At 63.8% G+C, this 26,108-nt stretch carries 20 protein-coding genes; 6 read left to right on the top strand and 14 right to left on the bottom strand.

All coding sequences use genetic code 11. The annotated features are described in order from the left end of the window. Window positions 1–301 precede the first annotated feature (301 nt). Window positions 302–3,058 (top strand): LuxR C-terminal-related transcriptional regulator, encoded by a 2,757-nt coding sequence (locus tag F464_RS0115140; protein WP_018990679.1) that lies wholly within the window; start codon window positions 302–304, stop codon window positions 3,056–3,058. Window positions 3,059–3,127: 69 nt separating this feature from the next. Here F464_RS0115140 and F464_RS0115135 read toward each other — a convergent pair whose 3' ends face one another. The 12 genes from F464_RS0115135 to F464_RS0115080 all read right to left on the bottom strand — a co-directional run bounded on the left by F464_RS0115135 (window position 3,128) and on the right by F464_RS0115080 (window position 18,974). After that, a complete protein-coding gene (locus tag F464_RS0115135; protein WP_018990678.1) occupies window positions 3,128–3,898 on the bottom strand; it encodes an SDR family NAD(P)-dependent oxidoreductase in 771 nt (256 codons plus the stop codon). A 168-nt stretch (window positions 3,899–4,066) separates the two neighbouring features. Then, window positions 4,067–4,804 carry a molybdopterin-dependent oxidoreductase gene (locus F464_RS28700; RefSeq protein ID WP_018990677.1) on the bottom strand — a complete coding sequence of 246 codons (738 nt, stop codon included), beginning with the start codon at window positions 4,802–4,804 and terminating at the stop codon, window positions 4,067–4,069. A 218-nt stretch (window positions 4,805–5,022) separates the two neighbouring features. Beyond that, window positions 5,023–7,569 (bottom strand): efflux RND transporter permease subunit, encoded by a 2,547-nt coding sequence (locus F464_RS0115125; protein WP_018990676.1) that lies wholly within the window; start codon window positions 7,567–7,569, stop codon window positions 5,023–5,025. Then, window positions 7,566–8,546, bottom strand: a complete 981-nt coding sequence (locus F464_RS28695; protein WP_084600508.1) for a WD40/YVTN/BNR-like repeat-containing protein — start codon at window positions 8,544–8,546, stop codon at window positions 7,566–7,568. Before F464_RS28695 ends, F464_RS0115125 begins: the two co-directional genes overlap by 4 nt. A gap of 87 nt (window positions 8,547–8,633) precedes the next feature. Then, complete coding sequence (locus F464_RS0115115; RefSeq protein ID WP_018990674.1) at window positions 8,634–9,992, bottom strand: DUF1329 domain-containing protein; 1,359 nt, start codon at window positions 9,990–9,992, stop codon at window positions 8,634–8,636. A gap of 13 nt (window positions 9,993–10,005) precedes the next feature. Beyond that, entirely contained in the window at window positions 10,006–11,841 is a 1,836-nt protein-coding gene (locus tag F464_RS0115110) for a DUF1302 domain-containing protein (protein ID WP_026296024.1), read from the bottom strand. 168 nt (window positions 11,842–12,009) lie between these two features. Then, a complete protein-coding gene (locus tag F464_RS0115105; protein ID WP_018990672.1) occupies window positions 12,010–13,212 on the bottom strand; it encodes an acyl-CoA dehydrogenase family protein in 1,203 nt (400 codons plus the stop codon). Window positions 13,213–13,674: 462 nt separating this feature from the next. After that, the gene (locus tag F464_RS28690; RefSeq protein WP_018990671.1) at window positions 13,675–14,457 is read right to left on the bottom strand and encodes a tyrosine-protein phosphatase; all 783 of its coding nucleotides are present in this window, start codon (window positions 14,455–14,457) and stop codon (window positions 13,675–13,677) included. A gap of 82 nt (window positions 14,458–14,539) precedes the next feature. After that, window positions 14,540–15,736, bottom strand: coding sequence for a phosphotransferase family protein (locus F464_RS0115095; RefSeq protein WP_018990670.1), 1,197 nt, complete (start codon window positions 15,734–15,736; stop codon window positions 14,540–14,542). A gap of 134 nt (window positions 15,737–15,870) precedes the next feature. Next, complete coding sequence (locus F464_RS0115090) at window positions 15,871–16,395, bottom strand: hypothetical protein (protein WP_157353791.1); 525 nt, start codon at window positions 16,393–16,395, stop codon at window positions 15,871–15,873. 34 nt (window positions 16,396–16,429) lie between these two features. Then, a complete protein-coding gene (locus F464_RS0115085; protein WP_018990668.1) occupies window positions 16,430–17,626 on the bottom strand; it encodes a phosphotransferase family protein in 1,197 nt (398 codons plus the stop codon). Window positions 17,627–17,768: 142 nt separating this feature from the next. Then, window positions 17,769–18,974 (bottom strand): phosphotransferase family protein, encoded by a 1,206-nt coding sequence (locus F464_RS0115080; protein WP_018990667.1) that lies wholly within the window; start codon window positions 18,972–18,974, stop codon window positions 17,769–17,771. A gap of 256 nt (window positions 18,975–19,230) precedes the next feature. On the opposite strand from F464_RS0115080, the gene F464_RS0115075 reads away from it, so the two are divergent. Together F464_RS0115075 and F464_RS0115070 are read left to right on the top strand one after the other, a co-directional pair. Next, on the top strand, window positions 19,231–20,232 hold the full coding sequence (locus F464_RS0115075; RefSeq protein ID WP_018990666.1) for an NmrA family NAD(P)-binding protein: 1,002 nt from the start codon (window positions 19,231–19,233) through the stop codon (window positions 20,230–20,232). A gap of 50 nt (window positions 20,233–20,282) precedes the next feature. Beyond that, window positions 20,283–20,693, top strand: a complete 411-nt coding sequence (locus F464_RS0115070; protein ID WP_018990665.1) for an ester cyclase — start codon at window positions 20,283–20,285, stop codon at window positions 20,691–20,693. Between the two features lie 93 nt (window positions 20,694–20,786). Here F464_RS0115070 and F464_RS0115065 read toward each other — a convergent pair whose 3' ends face one another. Further along, entirely contained in the window at window positions 20,787–21,716 is a 930-nt protein-coding gene (locus tag F464_RS0115065; RefSeq protein WP_018990664.1) for an SDR family NAD(P)-dependent oxidoreductase, read from the bottom strand. Window positions 21,717–21,781: 65 nt separating this feature from the next. Beyond that, window positions 21,782–22,021, bottom strand: a complete 240-nt coding sequence (locus F464_RS30980; RefSeq protein WP_157353789.1) for a hypothetical protein — start codon at window positions 22,019–22,021, stop codon at window positions 21,782–21,784. Window positions 22,022–22,138: 117 nt separating this feature from the next. Between F464_RS30980 and F464_RS28685 the strand changes: the two genes are divergently transcribed. The 3 genes from F464_RS28685 to F464_RS0115045 are packed head-to-tail and all read left to right on the top strand — an operon-like array spanning window position 22,139 to window position 25,906. Beyond that, window positions 22,139–23,239 (top strand): NADH:flavin oxidoreductase/NADH oxidase, encoded by a 1,101-nt coding sequence (locus tag F464_RS28685; RefSeq protein WP_018990663.1) that lies wholly within the window; start codon window positions 22,139–22,141, stop codon window positions 23,237–23,239. Next, window positions 23,232–24,701, top strand: a complete 1,470-nt coding sequence (locus F464_RS0115050) for a 3-oxoacyl-[acyl-carrier-protein] synthase III C-terminal domain-containing protein (RefSeq protein WP_040395212.1) — start codon at window positions 23,232–23,234, stop codon at window positions 24,699–24,701. Before F464_RS28685 ends, F464_RS0115050 begins: the two co-directional genes overlap by 8 nt. Next, entirely contained in the window at window positions 24,698–25,906 is a 1,209-nt protein-coding gene (locus F464_RS0115045) for an acetyl-CoA acetyltransferase (protein WP_018990661.1), read from the top strand. The genes F464_RS0115050 and F464_RS0115045 overlap by 4 nt, the downstream gene beginning before the upstream one ends. Window positions 25,907–26,108: the final 202 nt, after the last annotated feature.

The following is a 26,108-nucleotide window of genomic DNA, read 5'->3' as shown; positions in this document are numbered from 1 at the left end:
AATTCGGGGAATCGAACACCCGGGTTGGAGACTACTGGACGGCTTCCGGATGCCGAAACCCTCGTTTTGGGGGGCGGGGAGCAGCCATTGGGGGGGCTCCATGAGCGATGCCATAGGATGATCAAAACGTATGGTTCAATACTTGATTTCCGCGAGCACTTGCCGTACTGTGACCATAGAGGTCGATGACGACCCGTGTGCAACAGCCGCGATCACCGCCGGAAGAGGCCCCGACCGAGATCGGTGACGTACTACAAGAGTCGCACGCGATAGCGACTCGTTCGGAGGAGACCCGAATTACATGGCGCAAGGATTCCAGCCGGCGCATGCGCCGCTCTTCATCCGGACCAAGCTCAGTCCACCGAGAATTTCCCGCAAAATCGTGCGCCGCGACTTGGCTCGCGAGTCGCTCGCGCGCGGCGCCGCGCGCGCGCTCACGCTGGTCATCGCCCCCGCGGGTTTCGGCAAAACGACGCTGCTCACGGCGTGGCGGGAAAGCCTGCTCGGCGAAAGCCAGATCGTCGCCTGGCTCACGCTCGACGACGATGACAACGACGTCAACCGCTTCGCCGAGTATGTGACAACCACGGTCGCCGACGCCTTGGGTGAGCTCGTCGCGGACAGCGCCGAGTTCGGAAACGTCGGCAAGATCGTGTCGGCGAAGGTGGTCATCACGTCGCTGATCAACAACCTGCAGGCGATCGGCCGTGAGGTCACGCTTATTCTCGACGATTACGACAAGATCCACGACCCGACGGTCCACGACATTGTCGCCTTCCTGCTGCAGCATCTTCCGAACAATTTCCACCTCGTCATCGCGACGCGGACGGAGCCGCCGCTGCCGCTGCCGCGCCTGCGCGCATGCGACCAACTCGTCGAGGTCGGTGCATCCTTGATGCGGTTCGGCATCGAGGAGACACGTGCTTTCTTCGCCGGCGCGTCGACGCTGAAGCTGTCGGCGAGCGAGACGCGCGCGATCCACGATGCGACCGAAGGATGGGTCGCGGGACTGCAGATCGCTGCCCTCGCGTTGCCGCGGCGCAGCAGCCCGCAAGGCTTTCTCGCTAGCATCGGGGGCCAGTCGCGAGTGCTCGGCGACTATATCGCCGAGAGCATCCTAGGCCGCATCGACCCGGAAACAGTCTCTTTTCTGTTCCGTACGTCGATTCTCGAGCGGCTCACCGGGCCGCTGTGCGAACGCGTCACCGACCAGACGGAGTGTCAGCAGACGCTCGAGTGGCTGGCCGCACAGAACATGTTCGTGCAGGCCCTAGACGACGACGGCCTTTGGTATCGCTATCACGGTCTGTTCGCCGACTTCCTGCGCGCCCGGCTCGAACGTCAATATCCGGACGAATTGCCCACGCTGCATCTTCGCGCCGCAGAATGGTTCGCGGAAAACGAGTGCTGGGCCGAAGCGGTCAAGCACGCGCTGGCTGCGAACCACATCGAGCTCGCGGCCGAGTGGGTCGAGCATTGCGCGATGCAGGAAGTCCGCGACAGCCGCGTGCGCGGCTTCCTCGCGTCGGTCAATCGTCTGCCGCCCGACGCGGTTGCACGCCGTCCGCGCCTGCGGCTTGCGCTCGCATGGGCGCTGCTTCTGACGGTCCGCGTCGATGAATCGCTCGCGATCGTCCAGGAGCTTGAGCGCCAGCTCGGCGACGGTGCGTGGCCCGATAGCGACGCGAGGCGCTTCGAGCTTCGGGCGATACGCTTCTCGATCCACAGCATCAAGGACGATATTGGGCAAGCCCTGAAGGTCGGCGCGCTGTGCTACGAGCACTTGTCGAGAAATCGAAGAGAGGCCGAAGACAACACTTGGGTGCACGAGTCCGTACTGAACTCGCTAGTGCATTGCCACGAGAAGGCCGGCGATTTGGAGACGGCCCGTGCGATGAGCCACCTCTATCGGCCGCGTAGCGACGCCACCCGCAACCTCTTCACGATGGGTTACCGCGCCTGCGTGCTCGCGGCGTGCGACATCAGCGAGGGGCATCTCGACGCTGCCGCCGCACGGCTCCGCGAAGCGATGCAGGTCTGCGAGGAGTACGCGGGGCGCCGCTCCGCTGCCGCATCGCTGCTCGCCGCGCTGCTCGCCAGAATACATTACGAATGGGGCGAGTTCGAAGTCGTCGAGGAGCTCCTCGCACATCGGCTCGATGTGATCGACGACGCCTGTTATCTCGATTCGGTGCAGTCCGCGTATCTATCGCTCGTCAAGGTGGCGGCCGCCCGTGGTCAGTTCGACGCCGCGCATCGCCTGCTCGACCAGGCCGAGATCGTCGCGGACAACCGTGGATGGCTGCGTCTGCTCGCCGCCTGCACGGCCGAGCGGGTGCGGCTGTGGCTGCTGCAAAATCGCTCGGTCGACGCGGAACGTGCGATGCGACGCTTCGAGCTTGTCGCCCTGGGATTCGAGCAATCGCTAAACGATCCGAAGCTATCGACTCACGTGCTGCTGTCGCGCGTCCGCCTGCTACTACAGGACAAGTCCTTCGACGAGGCGGCGGAGGTGCTGCAGCAGATGATCGACGCACCGAATGCGGTAGATCGGGCGCTGCGCGACATACGACTGCAAGTGCTGCTCGCCGTGGCACGACACGGCGGGGGCGATCGTGAGGCCGCACGCTCGGCGCTGTCGTCGGCGATGGCCGCGTGCGAATCGGCAAGCCTGATCCGCTGCATTGCCGATGAGAACCTGCCCACCGCGCTGGTCTACGAGGTCCTGACGTCGCTACCGGATTCGGTCCCGGAGTCCGACTACCGCAGCCGACTTTCGCAGGCACTCGGACTGCGCCAGGAGGTCCCCGCGCCGGCCCCCTCGGTGCCGACGCTCGCCGCGGAGGACGCCCTCAGCCGGCGCGAGCAGGATATCCTCGAACTGGTCAACAGGGGATTGTCGAACAAGCAGATCGCGACGACGCTTGTGATCACGCCAGAGACGGTGAAATGGCACCTGAAGAACGTGTATGGCAAGCTCGGAGTGTCCGGTCGAACACTCGCAGCGCACCGTGCGCGCCAAATGGCGCTGATTCCGGATGCGTCGATGCCCACCTGAAGCCCGCGTTTTTCGCCGCGGGCCGCTTCAGCAACGGACCTTGGCCCGCACACGACCCACTGCCTTCACTCAGTTGGCCGTCCAGCCGCCATCCACGGCGACTTCGGCTCCCGTCATATACGAAGCGCCTTGGGAGGCGAGGAAAGCCACCACTTCCGCCACTTCGTCGCAGCGCCCCGGGCGATCAATCATGGTGTTGCCCAGCATGGTCTTGCGCAGGGCTGGATCGGCGAGAAACTCGGCATTGAGGGAGGTCTCGATGAGGCCGGGGAATACCGAGTTCACGCGGATGCCGTAGGCGGTGTACTCCAGCGCCAGGGCTTTGGAGAACAGGCGCACCGCTCCCTTGGATGCCGTGTAGAGGGCCAAGTCCTGCATCACGGCTTTCAGGCCGCTGGCCGAGGAAATGTTGATGATCGACCCGCCGCCAGCAGCCTTCATGGCCGGCAGAATCGCTTTGCAGCCGAGGAAGACGCCCTTGATATTCACATTGAACACGAAGTCGAATTCCTCGGCGGTGCACTCATGGATGGGCTTCAACACCACGACGCCGGCGTTATTGACCAGGATGTCCACCTTGCCGTGGGACCTCACTGCGCCGTCGACGACGGCAAGCCATTGCTCCTCCTTGGTCACGTCGAGATGGACATAGCGCGCATCGGCACCAGCCGAGTTCAACTCGTCGGCGAGTTTTTCGCCCACCGGATCCACATCGGCGATGATGACCGCAGCCCCGCGCTGGGCGATAAGCCGACTATGGGCCGCGCCCATCCCCTTGGCGCCACCGGTAACGATGGCAACCTTGCCTTTCAAATTGCACATAGTTTCCTCAATGCCCATCACGAACTCTCCTATGCAAACAATCGAGGTTCTTGCGAAAGTTGTCGGATTTCCTGTGCGTCGCCCGGCTCGCGGCCGCACGCTTCGCATGTACCTCCCCGGAAACTTAGGCGACAGATGCAGCAGGGAAAGCCCGTACTTTTAGTTGGCTGTACCGGAGGAATGTCACTACGTGCCGTCCAAACTACCGACTTCGCAACGGGCCCTATTTTTCGCGCGGTAGGCCTGCAGGCCCTTGCGGCTCTTCCGCTTGGCCGACGCGATCATGGCGCGATAGATGAAGCGTATTAGCCATCCCGGGATGCCGACCGCGCGCTCCTCAAAGGCGACCCTGGCCCGCGGATGATCCATAAGACTCGGATAGGGGCGCGGGAAGCGGTAGGCACCGCGATCGCGCCAGAATTCGATCCCCCCGATGTGCTTGACGTTCTTGTAGCCGTAGTGCGCCGGCGCGACGAGCCGCAGCGGCGCGCCGTGCTCGATCCCGAGGCCGCGGCCCTCGACCTTGTCGGCGAGCAGCACGTCCGACGCGAGCAGATCGGTGAGCGGCAGGCTGCTGCAATACCCGTCCTGGCCACGGAACACGACGAATTCGGCGCCGTCGAGCGGAGCCGCCATCGGCACGACGACCTGCTCGTAGAAGTCGGCGAAGCGCACCCCGCTCCACCTCACCGAGCGACATGACCACGACGTGACGCAGTGGAAATCGGAGACCTGCTCGACGCGCGGCAACGCGGCGAGTTCCTGTGCCACTGTCACCGGCCGTGCGACGTCCCCGGCGAGCCTCAACTCGACGACGTCGGCCCTTTCAGGGAAGCGGTTCGCGAAGCGCCCGAGCCCGAAGCGGTCGAAGCTCGTGACCTCGAATTGGCCAGGGGGCAGGGGTTTCAACTGGCTGGAGTGCATTCGGCTACCTCAGGATTGTTGAGCATTCGAACGGGATGCGCCTTCGGGCCTGGACACGATGCGGGCTCAATGGCAGCGCGCACTGATGGCGAAGTGGCCGATGTAGGCCGGCGAGAGAATCCAGATCGGCGACGGCGATCTTCGATGTCTCTTCCCAACGCCGCATGAGTGTCGCCGCAAACCGCAGCCGGCCCCCATGACAGGGGGCCGGCGGGCTGTCACTTCGCCGTTGCGACCGTAGCCGCCTCGGCGATCGTGCGAGCCTGCGCCTCATGTTCGCGCCGCAGTTCGAACGGCGTCGCATGACCGTGCTCGCCCTCGGGTGCCCTGGTCCGCTCGGTGCCCGGCCGCAGCCGATCGCCGACGATGTACGCGGCGAGCGCCGGCATCAGCAGCAGCGCGCCGAATACATTCACCAGGAACATGAACGCCAGCAGGATCCCCATGTCCGCCTGGAACTTGAGCGTCGAGAAGGCCCAGGTCGCCACTGACACCGTCATCGTCACTGCGGTGAAGAGGGAAGCCGTTCCTCGCTGCTTCAGCGCCTCGATAAACGCCTCCTGCAGCGTCAGATTGCGTTCATGCATCTCGTGCTTGATCCGTTCGAACAGGTAGATGCCGTAATCGACGCCGACGCCGACGCCGAGCGCGATGACGGGCAGCGTATTCACTTTCACGCCGATCCCCAGCATCGCCATGATCGCGTTGCACAACAGCGTCACCAGAGCGAGCGGCAGAATAATGCACAGCGTCACCCGCATCGAGCGGAACGTCGCGAGGCACAGCAAGGCCACGGACGCGAACAGGGTGAAATTAACCCACTTGTCCGAAGTCTCGACGACTTCATTGGTCGCCGCCATGACGCCGACGTTACCGGATGCGAGGCGGAACTGCAGCGTGTCGCTGTCGTTCTCCGCCTTGAAGGCCTTGATCTGGTCCACCACGTGGGAGATGGTGGTCGCCTGGTGATCTGTCGTGTAGATCGAGATCGGCATCGCGGTGCAGGCAGAATTGCGGTACTCGTTCCCGAGGCGGGTCGCGAAGCCGATGCCCTGGGCGATCTGCGCCTTTTCCTCGGGCATCATGCGCCACTTGACCCAGCCTTCGGCGAAATCCTGGGTCACTGCGTTGATGTAGCCCGCAAGTCCGCGTACAGCCGCCACGCCGTCGACCTGGCGCATGGTGAATTCGAAATCCTCCAGCTTGTCTTGCACCGCGCGCTCAACGCAGGGCGAATCGTCTCCCTTAGCCTCGGCGATCACCTGAAGCAAGTCGACGCCGATCGCAAAGTTGCTCGTGACCACCTCCACGTCCTGGTTGTAACGTGAATCGGCGCGCAGTTCCGGCACCCCCTTGCCCATGTCACCGATCTTGAGATCGCGCACGTGCCAGAACCCGAAGGCCATCAGGCTGAGCGACAAGACGATCGGCAGGACGGCACCGCGCTTCGTGGCGAGCGGAGCGATGCGCACCCACAGCGAGTCACCGGCAGTTTCCTTGCCATCCAGCTTCTGCGCCGTTACCGCTGAAAACTTCATATACGACAACAGGATCGGCAGCAGGACCTTGTTCGTCATGATCATTACGGTGACGCCGATCGTCGCCGTGACCGCGAGCTCTCGCACGATCTCAATATCGACCATGGCGATAACCATGAAACCCAGGGCGTTAGCAAGCAAGGCCGTCGCACCGGGGATGAACAGCTTGAGGAAGCAATTGCGCGAGGCCGTGACTCCATCGGCGCCGGCCAGCGTCTCAAGCTTCCACGCATTGGTCATCTGTACCGCATGCGAAACGCCGATTGCGAAAATCAGAAACGGCACCAGGATCGACATCGGATCGAGGCCCAGCCCGAGCAGGGGTAGCAGTCCGAGCAGCCACACAACGGGAATGCCCGCGGCGACCAGCGCCCATGCGGTCAACATGAGGGAGCCGGAGTACCAGTAGAGGAGAACAGCCGTGATCGCGAACGCGACGGCGAAGAAGCCGAGCACGCTCGCTGCGCCTTCGGCGATGTCCGCGGACGACTTGGCAAAGCCGATGAGGTGGACCGAGACCGCGTCGCCCTCGTACTTGGCGCGGATCTGCTCGAGTTGGCGGCCGACTTCCCGCAGATCCACACGTTGACCGGTCTCGTGGTCCCTGTCGCTCAGTGTGGCCACCACCATGGTGGCGGTCATGTCGCTGGCAACGATGCGCCCGACCCAATCGGATTTGAGAATGTTCTGCTTCACCTTTTCCATCTGGTCGGGCCGGCCAGCAAAGTCAGCGGGGACCAGATTGCCGCTCTGGAATCCCTCCTCGACGACTTCGTTGTAGCGCACGTTCGGCGTGAAAAGGGACGTCAGCGAGCTGCGGTCGACGCCCTTGAGGTAGAACGCCTCTTCGGTTATGCCGCGCACGGTCTCCATTACTTGCGGCTGGAAGATGTCACCCTTCTTCACCTTGATGCCGATGAGCACCTTGTCCGCGCCACCGAAAACGCTCTGATAGTCGATAAAGGTACGCATGTACTCGTGATTGAGCGGAATCATTTTGGTGAATCCCGCGGTCACGCGCAGCTGAGTCGCAAAAAAGCCGAGCACCAGGGTGATCAGGATACCGAGGATCAGCAGCGGCGTACGCCAGTGGAAGATCCAGTAACCGATTCGGCCGATGAGGTTGTCGGCGAACTCCTCGGAGCGGAATTCGCCATGCACCAGACCGCCCTCGGCGGCGGCCGACGAAGATTTCTCGATGCGACGCTCGTCAATACGCTTGCTCATGATCCGATGTTCCCCGCTGATTGACGCTTCGGCGACGCCGTTTCGATCCGCCCTGCCGCCATGACCCCGACGTAGATGAGCGCGCCGTCGCTTCCGATCAAAGCCCGAGATAAGGGCAAGCCTTCGGGCGCTCTCCAGAGATCAAAACTCTGCGCGTTGTCGTCACTCGTTGCTATCAATCCATTGTTGCCAACCAGCACCACCCGGCCGTCGGCGCCGACCGAACCTCCATTCAATGCGCTCGTCGTGCCGATCTCGACCTTCGTCCAGGTCTCGCCGCCGTCCACCGATCGGTAGGCGTTCCCGCGCATGCCGTAGGTCAGCAATGCCCCGTCCTTGAGCTTGAGCACACCGAAGAACGAGCCCTCGTAGGGCGATTGAATTTTTCGCCAGGTCGCGCCCTTGTCCGGCGACACGGCGATCATGCCGGACTCGGCCACCAGCAGGAGTCGTTCGCCGACCTCAATGACTTCCGAGATGTGACGGTCGAACTCGTCGTCGACGACCTTCTTGCGCACCCAACTCTTGCCCTGGTCGGTCGATTCAACATAGAGCCCAAACGCGCCGTACGCGATGAAAGTACCGTCGCGCAGCAGGGTCACGCCGAGAAACGAGTCCCTGCCCGCGTCGCTGACTTCCACCACGCGCCAAGACTTGCCGCCGTCTTCGGTCCGCAGGAGAACGCCGCCGTGACCGACGGCGATGCCGACCTTGTCGTCCTGAAATGCCACCGCGGAGAGCGCGCGCGAAGTTGGGGTGCGGTCGCCGTGCCAGGTCCTTCCCTCGTCGTCGGACTGCATCACGACGCCCCGCTCACCCACTGCTACCAGTCTCTTGCCAACCGCGGCGAGGTCGAACAACGCGACTCTCGACGCCTTGATCGCAGGCTTCGCCACCGCAGCCTCGGCCGCGAACGTGCCAACCGACGCAAATTGCGACACCGCCCACAGCAGGCCGCACGCCAACGCGCTTCTCATGAACCGTCTCCTCGTCTCACGTTTCCGGGGGCAGATCCGCGCCTGCCCCGGCGGCCGATGGACTGCAGCCTGGCCGTCCCCCCGGCGCTACCTCGTCCCTTTACGACGGATCGCATCCACTTGGAAGTCGGCGAACTTGCCCGTCTTGTTGAAGGTCATGGCAGGCTGCGGCCTTTCGTTGTCGACGTTCGACACGATGTAGTTGCCGTTTTGCAGGTCGTGAACCATGTAGGCGCGCTGTATCATGAGCGGTACGTCATAGAGCTGGATCATCGGCTCGGAATACACTCGCCATAAGTTGCCGCGGCTGTCGTAGCCGTCGGCGAGCGTCACCATCCAGCTGTCCTCGTCGAGGTAGAACACCCGCTTCGGCAACACGTGCGACATGCCTTCCTTGAGCGTCGCCTCGACCACCCATACACGGTGAAGCTCATAGCGCATCAAATCCGACTTGAGATGCCCCTTGTCGACCATGTCCTGGTACTTGAGCTTCGAATCACCCAGCTTGTAGGCGTTGTAAGGAACATACATTTCCTTCTTGCCGACAAGCTTCCAGTCATAACGATCCATCGGACCATTGAAGCCCCAGTGGTCGTCGGTGGTACGCATGCCCTCGGTGCCGTCGTCGATGTTGTCGTAGGCGACGTTGGGCGCGCGACGCACGCGCCGCTGGCCGGCGTTGTAGATCCACGCGGCGCGATCGCCCTTGGTCTTGTCGATCGAGTCGTGGACCAAGTATACGGTGCCAGCCAGCGTCGAAGGCGCGTCGTACCAGGCGAAATAGAAGAACAGGTCGTTCGGCCCATTACCCCTATCCATGTTGGTGGGTTGATACACCTCCTCGCAGAACCCGACCCGGTAGAACTCGCCGTTGAAGCGCGTCGGTAGCCAGTCTCCGCAATGATTGTAGCCGCCGTACCACCGCGTCTGGTGGTTGTACATGACTTCGGTGCCGGTTTTCGGGATTGGGAAGGGATACCCACCCATGTTGAAGTTATTGATGGTCAGGCCGTCGAGACTTGTCTGGACCGCCAGTTTCTTGGTTTGGTCATACACGTGCTGCGGAGCGGCAAACGTGCGATGGCTTTTATAGACTGGCATCCTGAACGTCTGGGGATACTTCTTCAGCATGGCCACCATGCCGGGTGACAATTTGTCCTTATGCTGCTCGACGTTCTCAGCGGTTATTGTGAACAGCGGCTGCTCGGATGCGAATGGATCGACGTAGCCCTGTTCCGGTTTCCACCCGGCGGGCGCCTTCGTCAGGCCGCCGTCCCACGCCGGAATCGTCCCGTCCTTGTTGCCGGCCTTTTCCGCCCCGGTGGGCGTGAGGTCCTTGCCGAGGCGGTCGGCCTCGGCCTGAGTGACCGCGGACCAAGCCGTGGTCGCCCCACCCAGCAGGGCGACTGCGCAGGCGATTGCGCGAATGCATCGAGTGATTTTCATGTCTTCGTCCTCTTTAGAAGGTTACGCTGAAGTTCGCCGAGTAGTAGTCACGATCCCGAAGCGGGTCGAACTTCGCTTCGTCGCCATATCGGGTGTAGCCGAGATCGAGGACGTATTTCTTTGCGTAGCTGAACTTGACCCCGAGTCCGAGCGTCGTGCGATCTTCGATGAATGCCCCGTCCGCGGCGTATCCATCGACGTCATGCGCCCAAAAGACGCTGGGCGTCACGGTCACGCCGCTGTTGCGGACGTTGGTATATTCGAGCTGCCCGTACAATCGGTAACCCCAGGAATCCCGCGTGACGTAGCCGTCGTTCGACGAACAGCCGTCGGGATGCCGGTTCAGCGTGGCGCAGGTATTGCCGCCGAGCGAGGAATGAGGACCTATGCCGAAGATCGACGGCCGCCCGTAGCGGGTGTCCTTATCCTTATCGTTCCACTGGTAGGCGATCTCGCCCAGCAGTGCGTACTGGTCCGCACCCAGCACCCGGTTGCCGGCCTGCATGAAGTTCATCTGGAACTGGTTCTTGTTGATCAGATCGTACCCATGGAAGGTTCGGTTCGAAGAGGCCGCCGCTGCGGCGGCCCGGCCCGCCAGTGGGCCGGCGCCAAACGCGCCGAAGAACATGTCAGTTCCATCCAACTGGAGCGGGTAATCGCGCGTTGTGCTCAGTTCGGCGCTGACCGACACGCCACCGAGAGTCGTCGACGCGCTCGCGCCATAGACCTTGATGTCTTCCTTGTATTCATACAGGCCCGCAACCGGCGACGGGGTGCCGAAGTCGCCGAATTTAAGCGTGAAGGTCGGAAGGCGCGCATGGATCTTCATCGCGTACAAGCCGAACTCGGTATCCAGGGGATTCGATCGGAGCCGGTATGCCACACCGAACTGCCCCGTATCCTTTGCATCGTCACCCTTGATCTGGCGTGCAAAAGTATTGCTGGCCAACGCCTGGGGGGTCGACACATTCGCCGAGTCCAACGCGGTGATGTTGAAGCAGTTACCCGGATGCGTCGAAATGATGGCGTTTGCCGTGGACCAGTAATTGCCGCACGATCCGTCGACAGGAGAGGCTGCCCATTTGAACTGGTAGAAAGCTTCCACGCTGCCAGCCTCACCCAGACTTTGGTTCGCCGACGCCATCCAGACCGGCATCAACACCTCTTTTACTTGAGCACCGGGACGACGAGCTGCGGGAATGTCGATGGGGTTGATCTGATTTACGCCAGCGATGAACATGCTTTCGCCCCAGTTCAACCCTTGCTTGCCCAGCCGAACTTGAAGCGGATTGCCGCCAACATCGAAAGTGTCGTAGACGAATGCGTCCAGCAACTCGATTCCCTCGAATCGAAGCAGGTCATCGTACCCCTTGTCCGATAGCGGGCGCTTTCTAGTCAACCTGTCGCTCCCAAGGTCGTAGCCGTTGTATCCGTTGGGCTGGTTGCCCCAGTGCACGTCCTGTTCGCTTTGGGTGTAGTCGTACCAAGCCTTCGCACGGATGAGACCGCCCATATCTCCCTTCTTGAACTCGACCTCGCTGATGACTTTGAGCAGCGTGGAAAAGGCATCGCCTTTTTCGTAGTTGAGGTTGCCCTCGTCGTTATTGTTCGCACCCAAGCCGCCCCTTAGGCCGATGAGATGACCATTGGCGGGCCCATAGAGCTTTCGATTGCGGTCCTGAGCCCGAATACTGGTACCAAGACTTACTGTGGTCGACCAAGCCCCCTGCCAGCCGTCGCCAAATTCGAATTCAGTAATGGCCGAAGCACCGCCGGAAAATCCGGCCGCCAATAAGCCAGCGATGGTAGTCAGAGCCAAGCGGCCTTTGGACCGGCTTAATGTCTTCATCGTCTCACTCCTTGTTATGTCGCCTCAAATGGCGCACTTGCTTTATTTTCCGCGAGCCCCGCGCCTATGGGACTCCGGAGTCCTTCCCTTGAGCTGGCGCGTAGCGCTTTATTGAATAATCTTGGCCGCAATGTGATGGGTAGCATCGCCTTTGGCACCTCGGGCGTTCTAGTTCGTCCCCGTTACGTTCGTGACGGCGTCCGTGCTCCGCTTGTCCGCAGATTTCTTTGGATTGAAAAGGCTCCGTCCGATGATGTGTTTCATCACCTCGATCGCGCCGCCAGCAATTTTGACGATCCGCGCATCCGCATAAGCTCGTGCGATCGGGTATTCCCACATGTATCCCCAACCACCGAAGAATTGCAGGCACTCATCGACGACGCGGCAATGCAGATTCGACATGTACATTTTCGCCATCGCCGCATCGATCGAATCCAGTTGATCTTTCATAAAGAGCTCGATGCAGCGATCGGTGAAGACGCGACCGACGACCGAGTCCGTTTTCAGTTCGGCGAGCTTGAACTGCGTGTTCTGGAAGTCGGCAATGGTCTTGCCGAAAGCATTGCGCTGCGACGTGTAATCGACGGTCCATTCGATAACCGCCTCGCTGAGCGCCGCCGAGCGGACCGCCTGGGCGAGACGTTCCTGGGCGAGCTTGGTCATCATTAGCGGGAATCCCTCGCCCTCACCCCCGAGCATGCTGCTCGCCGGCACGCGCAGATCCTCGAAAAAGAGCTCTGAGGTGTCCTGCGCCTTCATGCCGAGCTTGTCGAGGTTCTTGCCGCGCACAAAGCCGGGCAGCTTGGTATCGACGAGGAACAGGGAGATGCCCGTGGGCCCCGCCTCGCTCGAGGTCTGCGCCGCCAGCACGAGCACGTCGCACAGCTGCCCGTTGGAGATGAAAACCTTCTGGCCGTTGATGACGAAGTCGTCGCCGTCGCGGCGCGCCCGCGTGCGGATGTTCTTCAGGTCCGAGCCGGCGTGCGGCTCGGTCATGCCGAGCGCGCCGATCGCCTCGCCCTTCACCATGCGCGGCAGCCATTCCCGCCTTTGCGCCTCGCTGCCGAACGAGCGGATGTAGGTGGCGACCAGGTCCGTGTGAATCATGAATCCCGGCCCGGTATAGCCGCTGCGGGCCATTTCCTCGATCACCACCACATCGAACAGATAATCGAGGCCGAGCCCGCCGTACTGCTCGGGCACGCTGCAGCACAACAGGCCGAGTTCGCCGGCCTTCCGCCACAGCTCACGCGGAACGATGCCGTCCTCTTCCCACTGGCGGTTGTAGGGCTTGATCTCGCGTTCGATGAACTTGCGCACCGACTCGCGGAACAGATCGTGCTCCTCCCGGAACAGCGAACGATGGATCATTTACGCCTCCCATTCATTCCTTGTCCTGCGGTGCCTCTCAGCGCCTCGCTCGGGCTCCGCCGCCCGACACCGCCGTTGCCTGGAATCCAAGAATAAGTCGCCATATCGTCAGCCTACTTGTCGCGTCCCTGCCGCCAAACCCTCATACGGGGGGGAGCGCCGAATGAGACTGGGGGGGTGGGTGGCTCTACGGGGTGTTGCACTCGGGGGGCCGCCCCTGCCCTACACTGTCTCTACTCATGCGATATGCTACCATACGAGTGATTGTTTGCAAGCTTACTTTTTTTGATTCTTGTCTTTCCTTCCCCGGCCGGCCGCATTCGGGCTTGCCTCGGACGCGGATTGCCGAACCGCGCATCGTCAAAGGCGATGCACAGCCCCGGGCGCGAGGGTCGGAACAGCCGGTGAAGACGTGTCAAGGGGCGCTTCGCGTCCGCCGCGGAAAGGTGAGGCGGCTGGCGTTCAAACGCCGCCCGAAGGCTCGAGCAGCCGCGCGCGGAGCTCGCCGCAGCGGTCGGCGTCGAAGCCCAGGGCGTCGGCGAGAAAGGTCGCGTCGGCGCCCCACTCCTCGTCGATGGTCGAGAACGCCGCCTGGAGATAGTCGGGGTGGGCGCCTTTCAGCGCGGAGACGACGTCCGGCGCGAGACCGGGTCGAAGCATGAACGTCAGGTCGCGCCGGTAGCGGTTGGTGAGGAGATAGTCCTTCATGATCGTTTCGCGCGGCACACCGAGCGCCATTAACACGATGGCGACCGCAAATCCGGTGCGATCCTTGCCGCTGGTGCAGTGGATCAGCGCCGGCAGCGCATCGCGCTCGAGCAGTCCTTCGAGCAGTTGCCCGTATTCCGTGACGTGGTCCAAAGGAAACCGCCGATACAGCGCGCGCATGCGATGCTCGATATCGTCGGCCTTCAACGACCCGTCGTTGATCCCCTCGACCATCTCCACGGCCTCGTACGGGTAGAAGCCCAGCGCTCGTACGCGCAGCGTCGATCCGGCGGGAAGGCGATTGGGCTTGAGCGTGCGTTCATCCTCATGCCTGAGGTCGAACAGGGTGCGCAGGCCCAGCGCCGCGATCCGTTCAACGTCGGCGGTGATGAGCTCGGCAAGCGAATCGGCGCGATACAGCGTACGCCACATCACACGCCGGCCGTCCGCGCTGCGGTAGCCGCCGAGATCGCGAAAATTCACCGCACCGACGAGCGGCAGTCGCCGGCGGGTGCCGAAGGATTCGGCGCTGTCCATGATGAGTCCGGTGATCAGTGAGGGAAGGTCCGGGCGTTGCTGTGGTGCGACGCCCCGGCCGGTCGAGGTTGGGCGGGCAAGATCAGTCGAGCGCCTCCAGCAGCGCGCGAAGCTCTTCGAGAATGGTGTAGCCCACTCCGATCAGGTAGGTGAGCACAACGTCTTGGTGCGTCTTGGCGCCCCGCGCCGCCCGGTAAGTGGTCCCAAGCGCAAGGGTGGCGAGCTTGTACGCATTGAAGACGCGATAGAAATCGACCGTCTTCCGGTCGATCTTCATGCCCGCCGCCTTCTCGTAAGCCTCGTAGAACGCCTCCTGGGTCATGAGGCCGCCGACGAGGAAGGTCTTGCCGTCCTCCGACAGATGGCCGAACGCCGGATTGGTGACGAAGGCGATGTCGAGGTGCCGGTCGCCCAGGAAGCCGAGCTCCCAGTCGAGGATCGTGGTGATCCGGTTGCTGCGCTCGTCGTAGAGAAAGTTGCCCGAGCGGTAGTCCGAGTGGACCACCGAGATGCGGTCTACCGGCGGCATGTTCGCGCGTAACCAGCTCGCCGCATAGCGCAGCAGCGGCACGTCCTCGTTGGCGTCCTCTTCCCACACCCGCGCCCAGCAGTTGAGCTGCCACTCCACCGACTGCGTCCCGAGGGCGGGCACGTCAAAGGCGCTCAAGTCGGAGGTGCGCCAGTCGTGGGCGTGAATCGCGGCCAGGTGCTCGACGAACTGCGGGCCGAGCACGGCGCGGACTGCCGGGCCGAAGTTCGTGCCAAGCCCGGAAGGCCCGCCCGCGACCGCCGCTGTCGGCTTTGCGACGCCGCTGGCGAAGCCGCAGATCATCGCCGGGTAAGGAAGATGCTTTCCTTCCGCATCGAGCCAGAACACCCGCGGCACCGGCACGACCGCCTCCATCGCCTTCATCAGCTGGAATTCGCGCAGCCGGCTGGTCTCGACGATCGATTCAGCCGGCTCCATGCGCAGCACCATCGGAGTCGTCGTCCGCCCGACGCCCGGGCGGTTCCAGGCCAGCTTGAACGCCATCTGGACCTTCGACGCGCCGCCCGACAGCCACCGGGGTTCCAGCACCTCGAACGGCCCTTCGACTTCCTCGCGGAGCAGCCGGCGCACCCCCTCGCACAGCGTTTCCAGGGCGACGGGAGAATAGCCGTGCCCGCTGCGCCGCTGCAGCTTGCGGGTCAGGATGCGGTCGATTTCGGCCTCGCAGGGAAAGCGATCCCTGAGCGATTCGATCCACGCCGGTTGAGGATGACACTTATCAACGATCATCGTCGGCCCACCTCACGTTTTCGCCAGTCGTCACTCACATCGCGGCGGAGTCCAATGCGCGTCGGCGGGCGGGACTCGGGCCGCTTTCCGCCTGAGTCCCGCCCATTAGCCGAGGCGGCCGCTGCGGAAGCGGGTCAGCCGTGCGCGGCCCCCGGCCCCGCACCGATCAGGCTTTCGATCGGGGGCACGACGGACGGATCGGCTTCGAAGCCCATCGAGATGAGCCACGCCCGCTCGCGATCGAGCTGAATCTTCGCGGCGCCGAGAATCAGCTGCTTGAGCGCATCGCGGCTGGACGGATCGCCCTCCTCGGCCGCTGCCTGCACCAGCGCGCTGACGGCCGCACGCAGATCGAACACCGCGGCCTCCACTTCGCCGGGCTCGGCGCGCGCGCGGTCGAGCACCGCGGCCCCTTTCGACAGACAGGCGTTCATCGTCTCGGTGGCCGCACGGGTCTTGTCGGCGCCGTGCACCTGCTCCTGCAACTGGGCGGCCAGCGTGACGTAGCGCTTGAGCTCGTCGCAGTCGTAGCGGAACTGCAACGGCAAGCGCTGGGCGAGCAGATTGAGCATGCCGATGACGAGCCGGGCCTGTTCCTGCGCCATCTTGTGTTCCGGGTCCACCGCCGGCAGGACGACATCGGTCATGGCCTTGATCATGCTCTGGATCTGAATTGCGGGACGAATTTCCATTTCAAGCAACCTCCTCGAGAAGTTGGCGCAGCTCTTCGAGGATCGGGTAGCCGACCCCGCTGAGCCACTGAAGGACGATGTCCTGATGCGTCTTGCCGCCCCGCACCGCGCGATAGCCGGTACCCAGCACGATGACGCAGGACTTGTAGGCCTGAACGACGTCGTAGTACCTGACGGCCTTCATGTCGATCGGCAGCCCCGACGCCTTCTCGTACTGCTCGACGAACTCGTCGGCCGTCATCAGCCCGTTGACCAGGAAGGTCTTGCCGTCCTCGGCGTAGTGGCCGGAGCTGTCCTTGATCGCATACGCGACGTCTTCGTGATAATCGCCAAGGTGGCCGAGCTCCCAGTCGAGCCACGCCGTGATCTGGTTGTCGTGCTCGGTGTAGAGGAAATTCCCGGCGCGGTAGTCGCCGTGAATGATTGACAGACGATCGATCGGCGGCATATTGGCGCGCAGCCACGCGGCGGTGAATCGCAATAGCGGGACGTCCTCGTTGAAGTCCTCCTCCCACACCCGGTCCCACCAGTTCAGGTGCCATTCGACCGCCTGGGTGCCGAGCGCGGGAATATCGAAGGCGCTCAAGTCAGCCTTCGTCCAGTCGGCAAGGTGGATCTTCGCCAGATGATCGACGAACTGCGGGCCCAGGATCGGGCGCAACCGCGGGCCGAAATTGATCCCGAGGCCGGTGACGTTGCTGACGCTACCGGTCGGCTTCGCGACGCCGTCAGCGAACCCGTAGATGATCGCGGGGTACGGGAAGTACTTCGCCTGCGGATCGGCCCAGAACACCGGCGGCACCGGCACGACCCCCTCCATCGCCTTGATGAGCTGGAATTCGCGCAGCCGGCTCGTCTCGACAATCGACTCGGCCGGCTCCATGCGCAGGACCAGGCGCGTCACGGTCGCGCCGACCCCAGGCTGCGTCCAGCGCAGCTTGAACGCCATCTGCACTTTGGACGCGCCGCCGTTGAGCCACTTCGGCTCGAGGATCTCGAAGCGATCATCCAACTTGTCCTTCAGTTGCGCTTCGATCCCTTTGCACAGCGTCTCCAGGCTCACCGGCGAATAGCCCGGCCCTGCGCGTCGCTGCAGCTTGTGCGTGAGCACTCGATCGATTTCCGCCTCGCACGGAAAGCGTCGCCGCATCTCGGCAATCCATTCTTCCGAGGGGCGATTCTTGTCGATGGCAGCCATGAGCGTCTGTCTCCTGATGTTCGTCCTGAAGCGGGGTCTGCTGCCCCGTCCGAACAAGTTATTGCGCGCCGGCCGGTGGAAACACCCCCGAACGGGGGGGGCGAGGAGAGGGCCCTGCGCGGCGCCTGCCGTCCCGGTTCCGTCACGCGACTTCTTCGAGATTGCGTCGCAGGTCTTCGGTAATCACATAACCCGCGCCAATCAGCCAGGCGAGCAGAACGTCCTGATGCGTCTTGCCGCCGCGTGCCGTTCGGTAGGTCGTGCCGAGCGTGACCACCGCGAGCTTGTAGCAGTTGAGGATCTGGTAATACCGGATGACTTTGGGATCGACGCTCAGCCCGGAGGCCTTTTCGTAGCTGTCGAAGAATTCGTCCGTCGGCATGAGGCCCATGACGAGGAAGGTACGGTCGTCCTCGGTCTTGTGCCCATGGATGAGGTTGAGCGAGTACGCCAGATCCTCATGCCGGTCCCCGAGGTGGCCGAGCTCCCAGTCGAGCCAGGCGCTGATGCGCTGATCGTCCTCGCGATAGAGGAAATTGCCGGCGCGAAAGTCGCCGTGCACCACGGAGAGGCGATCCACCGGCGGCATGTTGCGGCGCAGCCACGAGGCGGCGAAATCCAGCAGCGGCACTGCCTCGTTGGCGTCCTCCGCCCACACCCGCTCCCACCAGTTGATCTGCCATTCGACCGCCTGCGTCCCCAGGGCCGGCACATCGAAGGCGGAGAGATCGGCGTTGCGCCAGTCGGCCGTGTGGATTCGCGCGAGGTGCTCGACGTACTGCGGGCCGAGCACCGGCCGCAGCGCAGGACCGAAGTTGATTCCCGTCCCACTCACGTTGCTTACGGCTTCACTGGGTTTCGTGACGCCGTCCGCGAAGCCGTAGACGATCGCCGGATAGGGAAAGTACGTTCCGTCCATGTCGACCCAGAACGCCGGCGGCACCGGAACGATCCCCTCGAACGCCTTGATGAGCTGGAATTCGCGCAGCCGGCTGGTCTCGACGGCGGACTCGGCAGGTTCCATGCGCAACACCATGCGCGTCGTGGTTGGCCCGACGCCCGGGCGCGTCCAGACCAGATCGAATGCCATCTGCAGCTTCGAAGCGCCGCCTGCCAGCCATTTCGGCTGCCGAATCTGGAACGGCGTGTCGAGCTCGGCGCGCAGCAAGGCCTCGACACCTTGGCAAAGGGCATCGAGCCCCTGAGGTACATAGCCCGGCCCGGCGCGCTGTAGCAGCTTCCGGGTGAGCACCCGGTCGATCTCGCGCTCCACCGGAAATCGGCGACGCACATCGTCGATCCAAGCCGGCGAGGGACGATCCTTGCCGAGCGACGGGATGTCGGCCATTGCTTCCTCCTCATCTGCGAATGCCGCAACCGGCAGTCGGTGTGCGCCCGCGCGGGGCGTACCTGCCACAACCGAGTGGAAATCTACGCCGAGATCGGCGACACGACGCCCCCAGGAAAGGGGGCCCCCTGGCGCGGACCGGGGGGGGGGGAGCCGATGCTCGCCCAGTTAGGCGGACCTCCCCCCCGTTCGGGGGTTCTGCGGCCGGCATCGACCGGCCGATGCTGCACTTTCCACTTCACTGCCCGGAGATGCCATGGACTACCCGCGCAAGCCCCCACTGCAATCCATTTTGGTGTTCGGCGCCAGCGCGCATATCGGCGGCCCCCTTGCCGACTACATCGTTCGTCATGCTTCCCACGTCAAGCTGAGACTGGCAAGCTCGGTCGAGGAAAAATGCGGGGAGCTGAGAGCCAGATTCCCGTCCGCGGAAGTCGTTTACGCCAACTACTACGACTTGCCGTCCATGGAGCGGGCGCTCGACGGAATGGAAGGCTGCTACGTGCTCACCCCCGACTTTCTCGACGAGCACGTGGCGATGAGCGTGCTGAACCTCGCCGCCAAGCACACCGGCGCGCTACGTCACATGGTTCGCATCTGCGCCGACCCCCCGGGACTGACGCTCGCCCGCGTGCCGGCGAAGATGCATGAATACGGTGGCGGGACCGCCGTGCAGCACATCAAGGCCAAAGCCCTGCTGGAGCAGTTCGACCTTCCCATCACGTTCATCAACCATGCGGGCTGGTACTTCGACAACCTGCTCTCGTGGCTCGCCAAGCCGATCCTGGCCAAACGCAAGCTCGTCATGGCGTGGGACCGCAAGGTGCTGCACGTCGATCCGGCTGAGCTGGGCGAAGGCGCCGCGCGCATTCTGCTGTCGGACGACGCCCGCTACATCGGGCAGTTTCTTCAGTTCGACAATGGGCAGGACTTCCTGGCGTGGAGCGAGATCGCGGCGATGATGAGCGAGGAGTTCGGCGTGCCCATCGCCTACGACGGCACGCCGGAGGGCTTCGTCGACGAACTGGGGCCCGGCATCCGAGCCTACTGGAGCCGCGTGGGCGTCTTCGCCCGCAAAGGCATCGACCCGACCGATTACTTCCTCAACTACTTCCGCCTGATCGAATTCGACAACGAGCCCGCCTGGCGCCGCACCGACACCTTGGAGCGTGTCCTGGGCCGCCGGCCGAAGACCATGCGGCAATGGTTGAAAGAGCATCGAGAATTCTTCGTGAGAGGAATGGGGCTCGAGTCCTGAGCGCTGCCTTGCAACCGAACGACACCTAGACCAGGAAAGGAGATTCCCCAATGAAAGACACCCTCGACCAGCGCTTCCTCGGCATGATCCAGGCGTGGAACGACCACGACGCGGCAAGAATCGCCAGCTTTTTCGTTGATGACTGCATTTACGAGGACGTCGCCCTCGATATCGTCAACCGCGGAAAAGAACAACTGATCGCATTCGCCGAGGCCACGTTCGCAGCCTTTCCCGACTTCTCCCTCGCGCCGAAGATCGCGTTCGCAGGCGGCAATACCGTGGGCGCGGAGTGGGACATGACCATGACGTGGAAAGGCCCCTTCCCCGGCATGCAGGGCGAGCCGACCGGCAAGACCTACAAACTGCGGGGCGCATCGGTGACGCATTTTCGCGGCGAGAAGATGGAACGCAGCACCGATTACTGGAACCTGGAAGCCTTCCTCAAGCAGCTTCGCGGTTGAACGTCGGGAAGGCAGCGAGGCGCCGCCCTCCGGGCGGCGTCACCTGCGCCCATCGTCGCCGATTAGCTATGTCGGCGACGATGGGCGGGAAGGTCAGACCGGATCCCAGGTGAAGACGTCACCCGAGCGATGCAGCGGGTAGAAATCGTTCTTGAACATCGGCAGCACCCGCTCGATCACCGTCTCGGGCGTCCAGCCTTCGGCTGTGTGCGCAGTGCGAATCGGGCGCGGCTGCGAGAACAGGTAGATCTCGTTGTTCCGGACGCCGAACACTTGGCCGGTGACGCTGCGCGCCGCGTCGCTCGCGAGGGCCGCGACGAAAGGGGCGATCTTTTCCGGGACGAGCTTCTTCAGCCCCTCGACGCGCTTCTTCTCTTCCTCGGTCTCGGCCGGAATCGTACCCACCATGCGGGTCCAGGCCCATGGCGCCACCGCGTTCGAGCTGACGTTGAATCGCTGCATGTCCATCGCGATCGCCTTGGACATGGCGACCACGCCGAGCTTGGCCGCACAGTAGTTCACCTGCCCGAAATTGCCGATGAGACCGGAACTGGAAGTGAGATGGATGTAGGTGCCGCCGTTCTGCGCCTTGAAGTGCGGCGCGGCGGCACGGCTGACATAGAAGACGCCGTTCAGATTGACGTTGATGACCGCCTCGAATTCGTCCTTGGTCATCTTGTGGAAAATCGTGTCGCGGAGAATGCCGGCATTGTTGACCACGATATCGATGCGCCCGAAGTTGTCCAGCGCAGTCTGCACCATCGCGTGGGCTTGCTCCCAGTCGGCCACCGAATGGCCGTCGGCGACCGCGTTGCCCCCGGCGCTGCGGATTTCCTCCACCACCGACTGCGCCGGCGAGAGGTCGGTGCCCTCGCCCTTCAGCGACACGCCCAGATCATTGACCACGACGCTCGCGCCGGCCGCAGCCAGCTCCAGCGCGATGCCGCGCCCCACGCCACGGCCCCCGCCCGTCACCAGCGCCACCTTGCCGGCGAGGATCTTCGTATTCACATCATGATTCATCGTTTCTCCCTCATCAATGGGTCAGTCGAGCTGCCAGGTGCCGTGCGCCGATCGCTCGCGCGCGATCACCGCGAACGACAACGAAACGGGCGCAGCGCCGACCAATGGCCATCAGCAATCAACCAGATCGGCTGCATCATCGTATTACCCATTCCGACGGTATGCAAGCCTACCGCTAGTCTTCTGAGTCGATTTCCTTGCAGCGGGTCGCAGCTCACCTCGATACCGGGTGCGTTCTTCTCCTGCATGACCGGCCCAGGGGCGCCCACATTCTGGGCTTGGCGCACATCCAGCTTGGCGCACATCCAGCTTGCCGCCCCCAGATCAGCCCCTCCCCCGCGAGCCATCACAATCCGCCTTGCAATCCATGGATGTTTTCCGTATCGTATGGCTCGTTACTGTCGCATCAGGAACACATTTCAATGAGCGCGCTCTTCTCGCCTCTTTCGATTGGCGATCTGCAACTTTCGAATCGCATCTTTGTGGCGCCGATGTGCCAGTACAGCGGCCGCGACGGCATGCCTCAGTCGTGGCACGTCCAGCACTACGGATCGCTGGCGGTCGGCGGTGCTGCCGCGCTGACGCTGGAGGCGACCGCCGTGTCATCCGAAGGCCGGATCACGCACGGTTGCCTGGGCCTCTACACTGACGAGCAGGAAGCCGCCTTCACCAAACTGCTGGCGTACCTGCGGGAGCTTGGTCCGATCCGGATCGGAATTCAGATCGCGCATGCCGGGCGCAAGGCATCGTGCCGTCCACCGTGGAATGGCGGACAGGGGCTGTCGGCGGATGAGGGGCGCTGGGAAATCGTCGCGCCGTCGGCGCTCGCTTTCGGGGAGGCGCGGGCCGTGCCGCGCGCGCTCGATTCGGAGGATCTCGAACGCCTCGCCAGCGCCTACGTCGCATCGACGCGCCGGGCGGTGTGCGCGGGCTTCGACTATCTCGAGCTTCACCTTGCCCATGGCTACCTGCTGGGTAGCTTCCTGTCGCCGCTCAGCAACCGGCGTCAGGACGAATACGGCGGCCCGCTGGAGAACCGAATGCGGTTTCCGCTCGAGGTCGTCTCGCGGGTGCGGGAAGCCTGGCCGCGCGGCAGGCCGTTCGGCGTGCGGATTAACGCGCACGACTGGGTCGCCGGGGGAATGAGCTTCGACGAGACCCTCGACGTGTGCGACGCCCTAAAAGCGGCGGACGTCGAGTTCATCTGCGTTTCGGCCGGCGCCGCCGTCGAAGGGGTACGCATCCCCGCGCGGCCCGGCTATCTCGCCTCGTTTGCGCGTGCCGTCCGGGAGCGGACTGGTCTCATTACCCGCGTGCCCGGTTTTCTATACGAGCCTCGGCTCGTCGAGGACATCGTCGCCAAGGGCGATGCCGACTGCGTGGCGGTCGGCCGCGCGATGTTGTACGACTCGAAATGGCCATTGCACACGGCGCAGGCGCTGGGCATCAAGCTGCCCTACCCGCCGCAGTACCGTCTTTCCCACCCCGATACCTGGCAAGGAGCGGCGTCTTTCAATGCGTAACTCAACAAACTCTGCCGGAACGACCGGCATTCTCGGCGTCGGAGTCTATCTCCCGCGTCTGAGGCTCGAACGGGCGGCGGTCGCCGCCGGGCATCGCTGGATGGCCCCGGCGCTCAAGGGCATTGCCCGCGGCACCCGCACGATGGCGAACTGGGACGAGGACCCGATCACGATGGCCGTGCAGGCCGGCCGCGCGGTGTTGGCGTGGGCGAAGCCGGAACACGTGGCGGCGCTGACGCTGGCGTCGACGACGCTTCCATTCGCCGAGCGGCTCAACGCGGCGGTCGTCGGGTCCGCGCTCGCGCTCTCTGACGATTGCAGCACGCTGGATGCCGGCGGCAGCCTGCGGGCCGGCAGCAGCGCGCTGCTACGCGCGCTCAATTCGGCCGCGGCGCGCACCGAGCTCATCATTGGGGCGGAGCGCCGCATTCCCAAACCGGCGAGCACCGGCGAGCTCCTCGCCGGCGACGGCGCTGCCGCGGTGCTCGTCGGTCCCGGCGAGCCGATCGCCATGCTGCGAGGTGCGGCGACGGCCGCCGCCGATTTCGTCGATCACTTCCGCGAGACCGGCCACACCTCGGATTACGGCTGGGAAGAGCGCTGGATCCGCGACGAGGGCTACTCGAAGATCGTGCCCGGCGTGGTCGCGCGGGCGCTCGAAGCGGCCGGCTGCGCGGCCGGGGACATCGATCATTTCGTGATGCCCGCGGCGCTGCCGCGCGTGAACGAGGCGATGGCGAAGAAGCTCGGCATCCGCGCCGAGGCCGTCGTCGACACGCTGTTCGAAGCGTGCGGCGACACCGGTTGCGCGCACCCGCTACTGATGCTCGCCCATGCACTCGACCGCGCCCGCCCCGGGCAGAAGCTGCTGGTCGTGCAGTTCGGCAGCGGCTGTGATGCGCTCGTCCTCGAAACGACCGAGCGCCATGTTCCGGCCACAGCACCCGGCTGGCTCGACGGTGGCCGCAACGAGACGAATTACCTGAAGTATCTGTCCTTCACCGGCCAACTCGAGCTCGACTGGGGCATGCGCGCCGAAATGGACAACAAGACGGCCCTGTCGGCCGCCTGGCGCGGCGAAAGGATGGTCAACGGCTTCGTCGGCGGGCGCTGCACACAGTGTGGCACCGTGCATTTCCCGAGTACACGGATCTGCGTGAACCCAGAATGCGGTGCGATCGACACACAGCAACCGCACCGGCTCGCCGACGAGCCCGCGCGCATCCGCTCGTACACATGCGACTGGCTGTCCTACCGGCCGAGCCCGCCGTTTCTGTTCGGCCATGTCGAGTTCGACAGCAGGGCGCGGGTGCTGATGGAGTTCACCGATGCAGAGCCCGACGAGCTCACCGTCGGCACCCCGTTGCAGATGATGTTCAGGATCAAGGAATTTGACCCGCTCCGGGGATTCCGGCGGTATTTCTGGAAGGCAAAGCCGATGCGCAAAGCGGAAGGGGCATGAAGATGGCGACTGGAATTCGTGATCGCGTGGCGATCGTGGGAATGGGCTGCTCGAAGTTCGGTGAACGCTGGTCGGACAACGCCGAAGACCTGATGCTCGAGGCCTTTTCCGAAGCGCTGGCCGACGCCGGCATCGAAAAGGCGCAGATCGAGGCGGCATGGCTCGGCGTCTGCTTGGAGGAAAACAACGTCGGCAAGACTTCCGGTCCGCTTGCGCAAGGGCTGCGGCTGCCGAACATCGCCGTATCGCGCGTCGAGAATGCGTGCGCGACCGGTACCGAGGCGCTGCGGGGTGCGGTCTATGCCGTCGCGTCCGGAGCCTACGACATTGCGCTCGCGCTCGGCGTCGAGAAGCTCAAGGACACCGGCTACGGCGGTTTGCCGGGGCGCACGCGCGGCACCGTCACCGACCTGTGGCAGCCGAACGGTTCGGCGCCCGGCGCCTTCGCCCAGCTCGCGTCGGCTTATCGTTCAAAGTACGGGATTGGCGCCGAGGACCTGAAGCGGGCCATGGCGCACGTGTCGGTGAAGAGTCACGACAACGCCACGCGCAACCCGAAGGCGCACCTACGCAACCGGATTTCGATCGAAGACGTGCTGAAGGCGCCGATGATCGCCGACCCGCTCGGCCTCTACGACTGCTGCGGGGTGAGCGATGGCGCGGCGTGCGCGATCGTGACGACGCCGGAAATCGCCCGATCGCTTGGCAAGCAGGACATCATCACCGTCAAGGCGCTGCAGCTCGCGGTATCTAACGGCGAGGAGGCGCAGTTCCACAGTTGGGACGGCGCGTCGATCAAGACCGCCCAGATCGCGTCCGCGCGCGCCTACGCCGAAGCCCGGATCAAGGATCCCTGCAAGTCGATCGACCTCTTCGAGGTCCACGACTGCTTCTCCATCACGGAGCTTGTGCTGATGGAGAACCTCGGCTTCAGCGAGCCCGGGCGTGCGCCGTTCGACATTCTGGACGGGCGCTACGACCGCACCGGCGCAATCCCGTGCCAGATCGACGGCGGCCTGAAGTGCTTCGGCCATCCGATCGGCGCGTCAGGGCTGCGGATGGTGTATGAGGTCTATCTGCAGGTGCTCGGGCGCGCCGGCGAACGCCAGTTGCCCAAGGCCGATCTCGGCATGACGCAGAACCTCGGCGGGCATCCGCACCAGAACGTCTGCGCGATCTCGATCATCGGACGCCTCGGCGCCTGACCCTGTTCCTCGGGCCCGGTTGCCGGACCCGAGGAAGCCGTGTTGCCCGCCCCCTGCGGGGGGCCGGGCGACAAGCATCAACCTGCACACGGGAAAGAAGAAAAGCGGCGTCGCGCGCTGGCGGAACGCGCGCCCTATGCCGTCGCCGCTCGACCATACGGCGCGCCAAAGCAGCGCGCCTCGGCATAGAGAAAGCCTTGGT

Source organism: Aromatoleum toluclasticum ATCC 700605 (assembly GCF_000378245.1).
GTDB lineage: Bacteria > Pseudomonadota > Gammaproteobacteria > Burkholderiales > Rhodocyclaceae > Aromatoleum > Aromatoleum toluclasticum.
Note: the sequence above shows the minus strand (reverse complement) of the source record. Positions and strands in the feature narration are given on the sequence as shown.

What these genes read in the sequence shown, in the direction of transcription:
- F464_RS0115065 (WP_018990664.1), bottom strand. Translation starts at nt 21,716, where the DNA reads ATGAATCATGATGTGAATACGAAGATCCTCGCCGGCAAGGTGGCGCTG.
- F464_RS0115070 (WP_018990665.1), top strand. Translation starts at nt 20,283, where the DNA reads ATGAAAGACACCCTCGACCAGCGCTTCCTCGGCATGATCCAGGCGTGG.
- F464_RS0115085 (WP_018990668.1), bottom strand. Translation starts at nt 17,626, where the DNA reads ATGGCTGCCATCGACAAGAATCGCCCCTCGGAAGAATGGATTGCCGAG.
- F464_RS0115125 (WP_018990676.1), bottom strand. Translation starts at nt 7,569, where the DNA reads ATGAGCAAGCGTATTGACGAGCGTCGCATCGAGAAATCTTCGTCGGCC.
- F464_RS0115045 (WP_018990661.1), top strand. Translation starts at nt 24,698, where the DNA reads ATGAAGATGGCGACTGGAATTCGTGATCGCGTGGCGATCGTGGGAATG.
- F464_RS0115075 (WP_018990666.1), top strand. Translation starts at nt 19,231, where the DNA reads ATGGACTACCCGCGCAAGCCCCCACTGCAATCCATTTTGGTGTTCGGC.
- F464_RS0115105 (WP_018990672.1), bottom strand. Translation starts at nt 13,212, where the DNA reads ATGATCCATCGTTCGCTGTTCCGGGAGGAGCACGATCTGTTCCGCGAG.
- F464_RS0115090 (WP_157353791.1), bottom strand. Translation starts at nt 16,395, where the DNA reads ATGATCAAGGCCATGACCGATGTCGTCCTGCCGGCGGTGGACCCGGAA.
- F464_RS0115110 (WP_026296024.1), bottom strand. Translation starts at nt 11,841, where the DNA reads ATGAAGACATTAAGCCGGTCCAAAGGCCGCTTGGCTCTGACTACCATC.
- F464_RS28690 (WP_018990671.1), bottom strand. Translation starts at nt 14,457, where the DNA reads ATGGACAGCGCCGAATCCTTCGGCACCCGCCGGCGACTGCCGCTCGTC.
- F464_RS28700 (WP_018990677.1), bottom strand. Translation starts at nt 4,804, where the DNA reads ATGCACTCCAGCCAGTTGAAACCCCTGCCCCCTGGCCAATTCGAGGTC.
- F464_RS0115140 (WP_018990679.1), top strand. Translation starts at nt 302, where the DNA reads ATGGCGCAAGGATTCCAGCCGGCGCATGCGCCGCTCTTCATCCGGACC.
- F464_RS0115080 (WP_018990667.1), bottom strand. Translation starts at nt 18,974, where the DNA reads ATGGCCGACATCCCGTCGCTCGGCAAGGATCGTCCCTCGCCGGCTTGG.
- F464_RS0115050 (WP_040395212.1), top strand. Translation starts at nt 23,232, where the DNA reads ATGCGTAACTCAACAAACTCTGCCGGAACGACCGGCATTCTCGGCGTC.
- F464_RS0115115 (WP_018990674.1), bottom strand. Translation starts at nt 9,992, where the DNA reads ATGAAAATCACTCGATGCATTCGCGCAATCGCCTGCGCAGTCGCCCTG.
- F464_RS0115095 (WP_018990670.1), bottom strand. Translation starts at nt 15,736, where the DNA reads ATGATCGTTGATAAGTGTCATCCTCAACCGGCGTGGATCGAATCGCTC.
- F464_RS0115135 (WP_018990678.1), bottom strand. Translation starts at nt 3,898, where the DNA reads ATGGGCATTGAGGAAACTATGTGCAATTTGAAAGGCAAGGTTGCCATC.
- F464_RS30980 (WP_157353789.1), bottom strand. Translation starts at nt 22,021, where the DNA reads ATGTGCGCCAAGCTGGATGTGCGCCAAGCCCAGAATGTGGGCGCCCCT.
- F464_RS28695 (WP_084600508.1), bottom strand. Translation starts at nt 8,546, where the DNA reads ATGAGAAGCGCGTTGGCGTGCGGCCTGCTGTGGGCGGTGTCGCAATTT.
- F464_RS28685 (WP_018990663.1), top strand. Translation starts at nt 22,139, where the DNA reads ATGAGCGCGCTCTTCTCGCCTCTTTCGATTGGCGATCTGCAACTTTCG.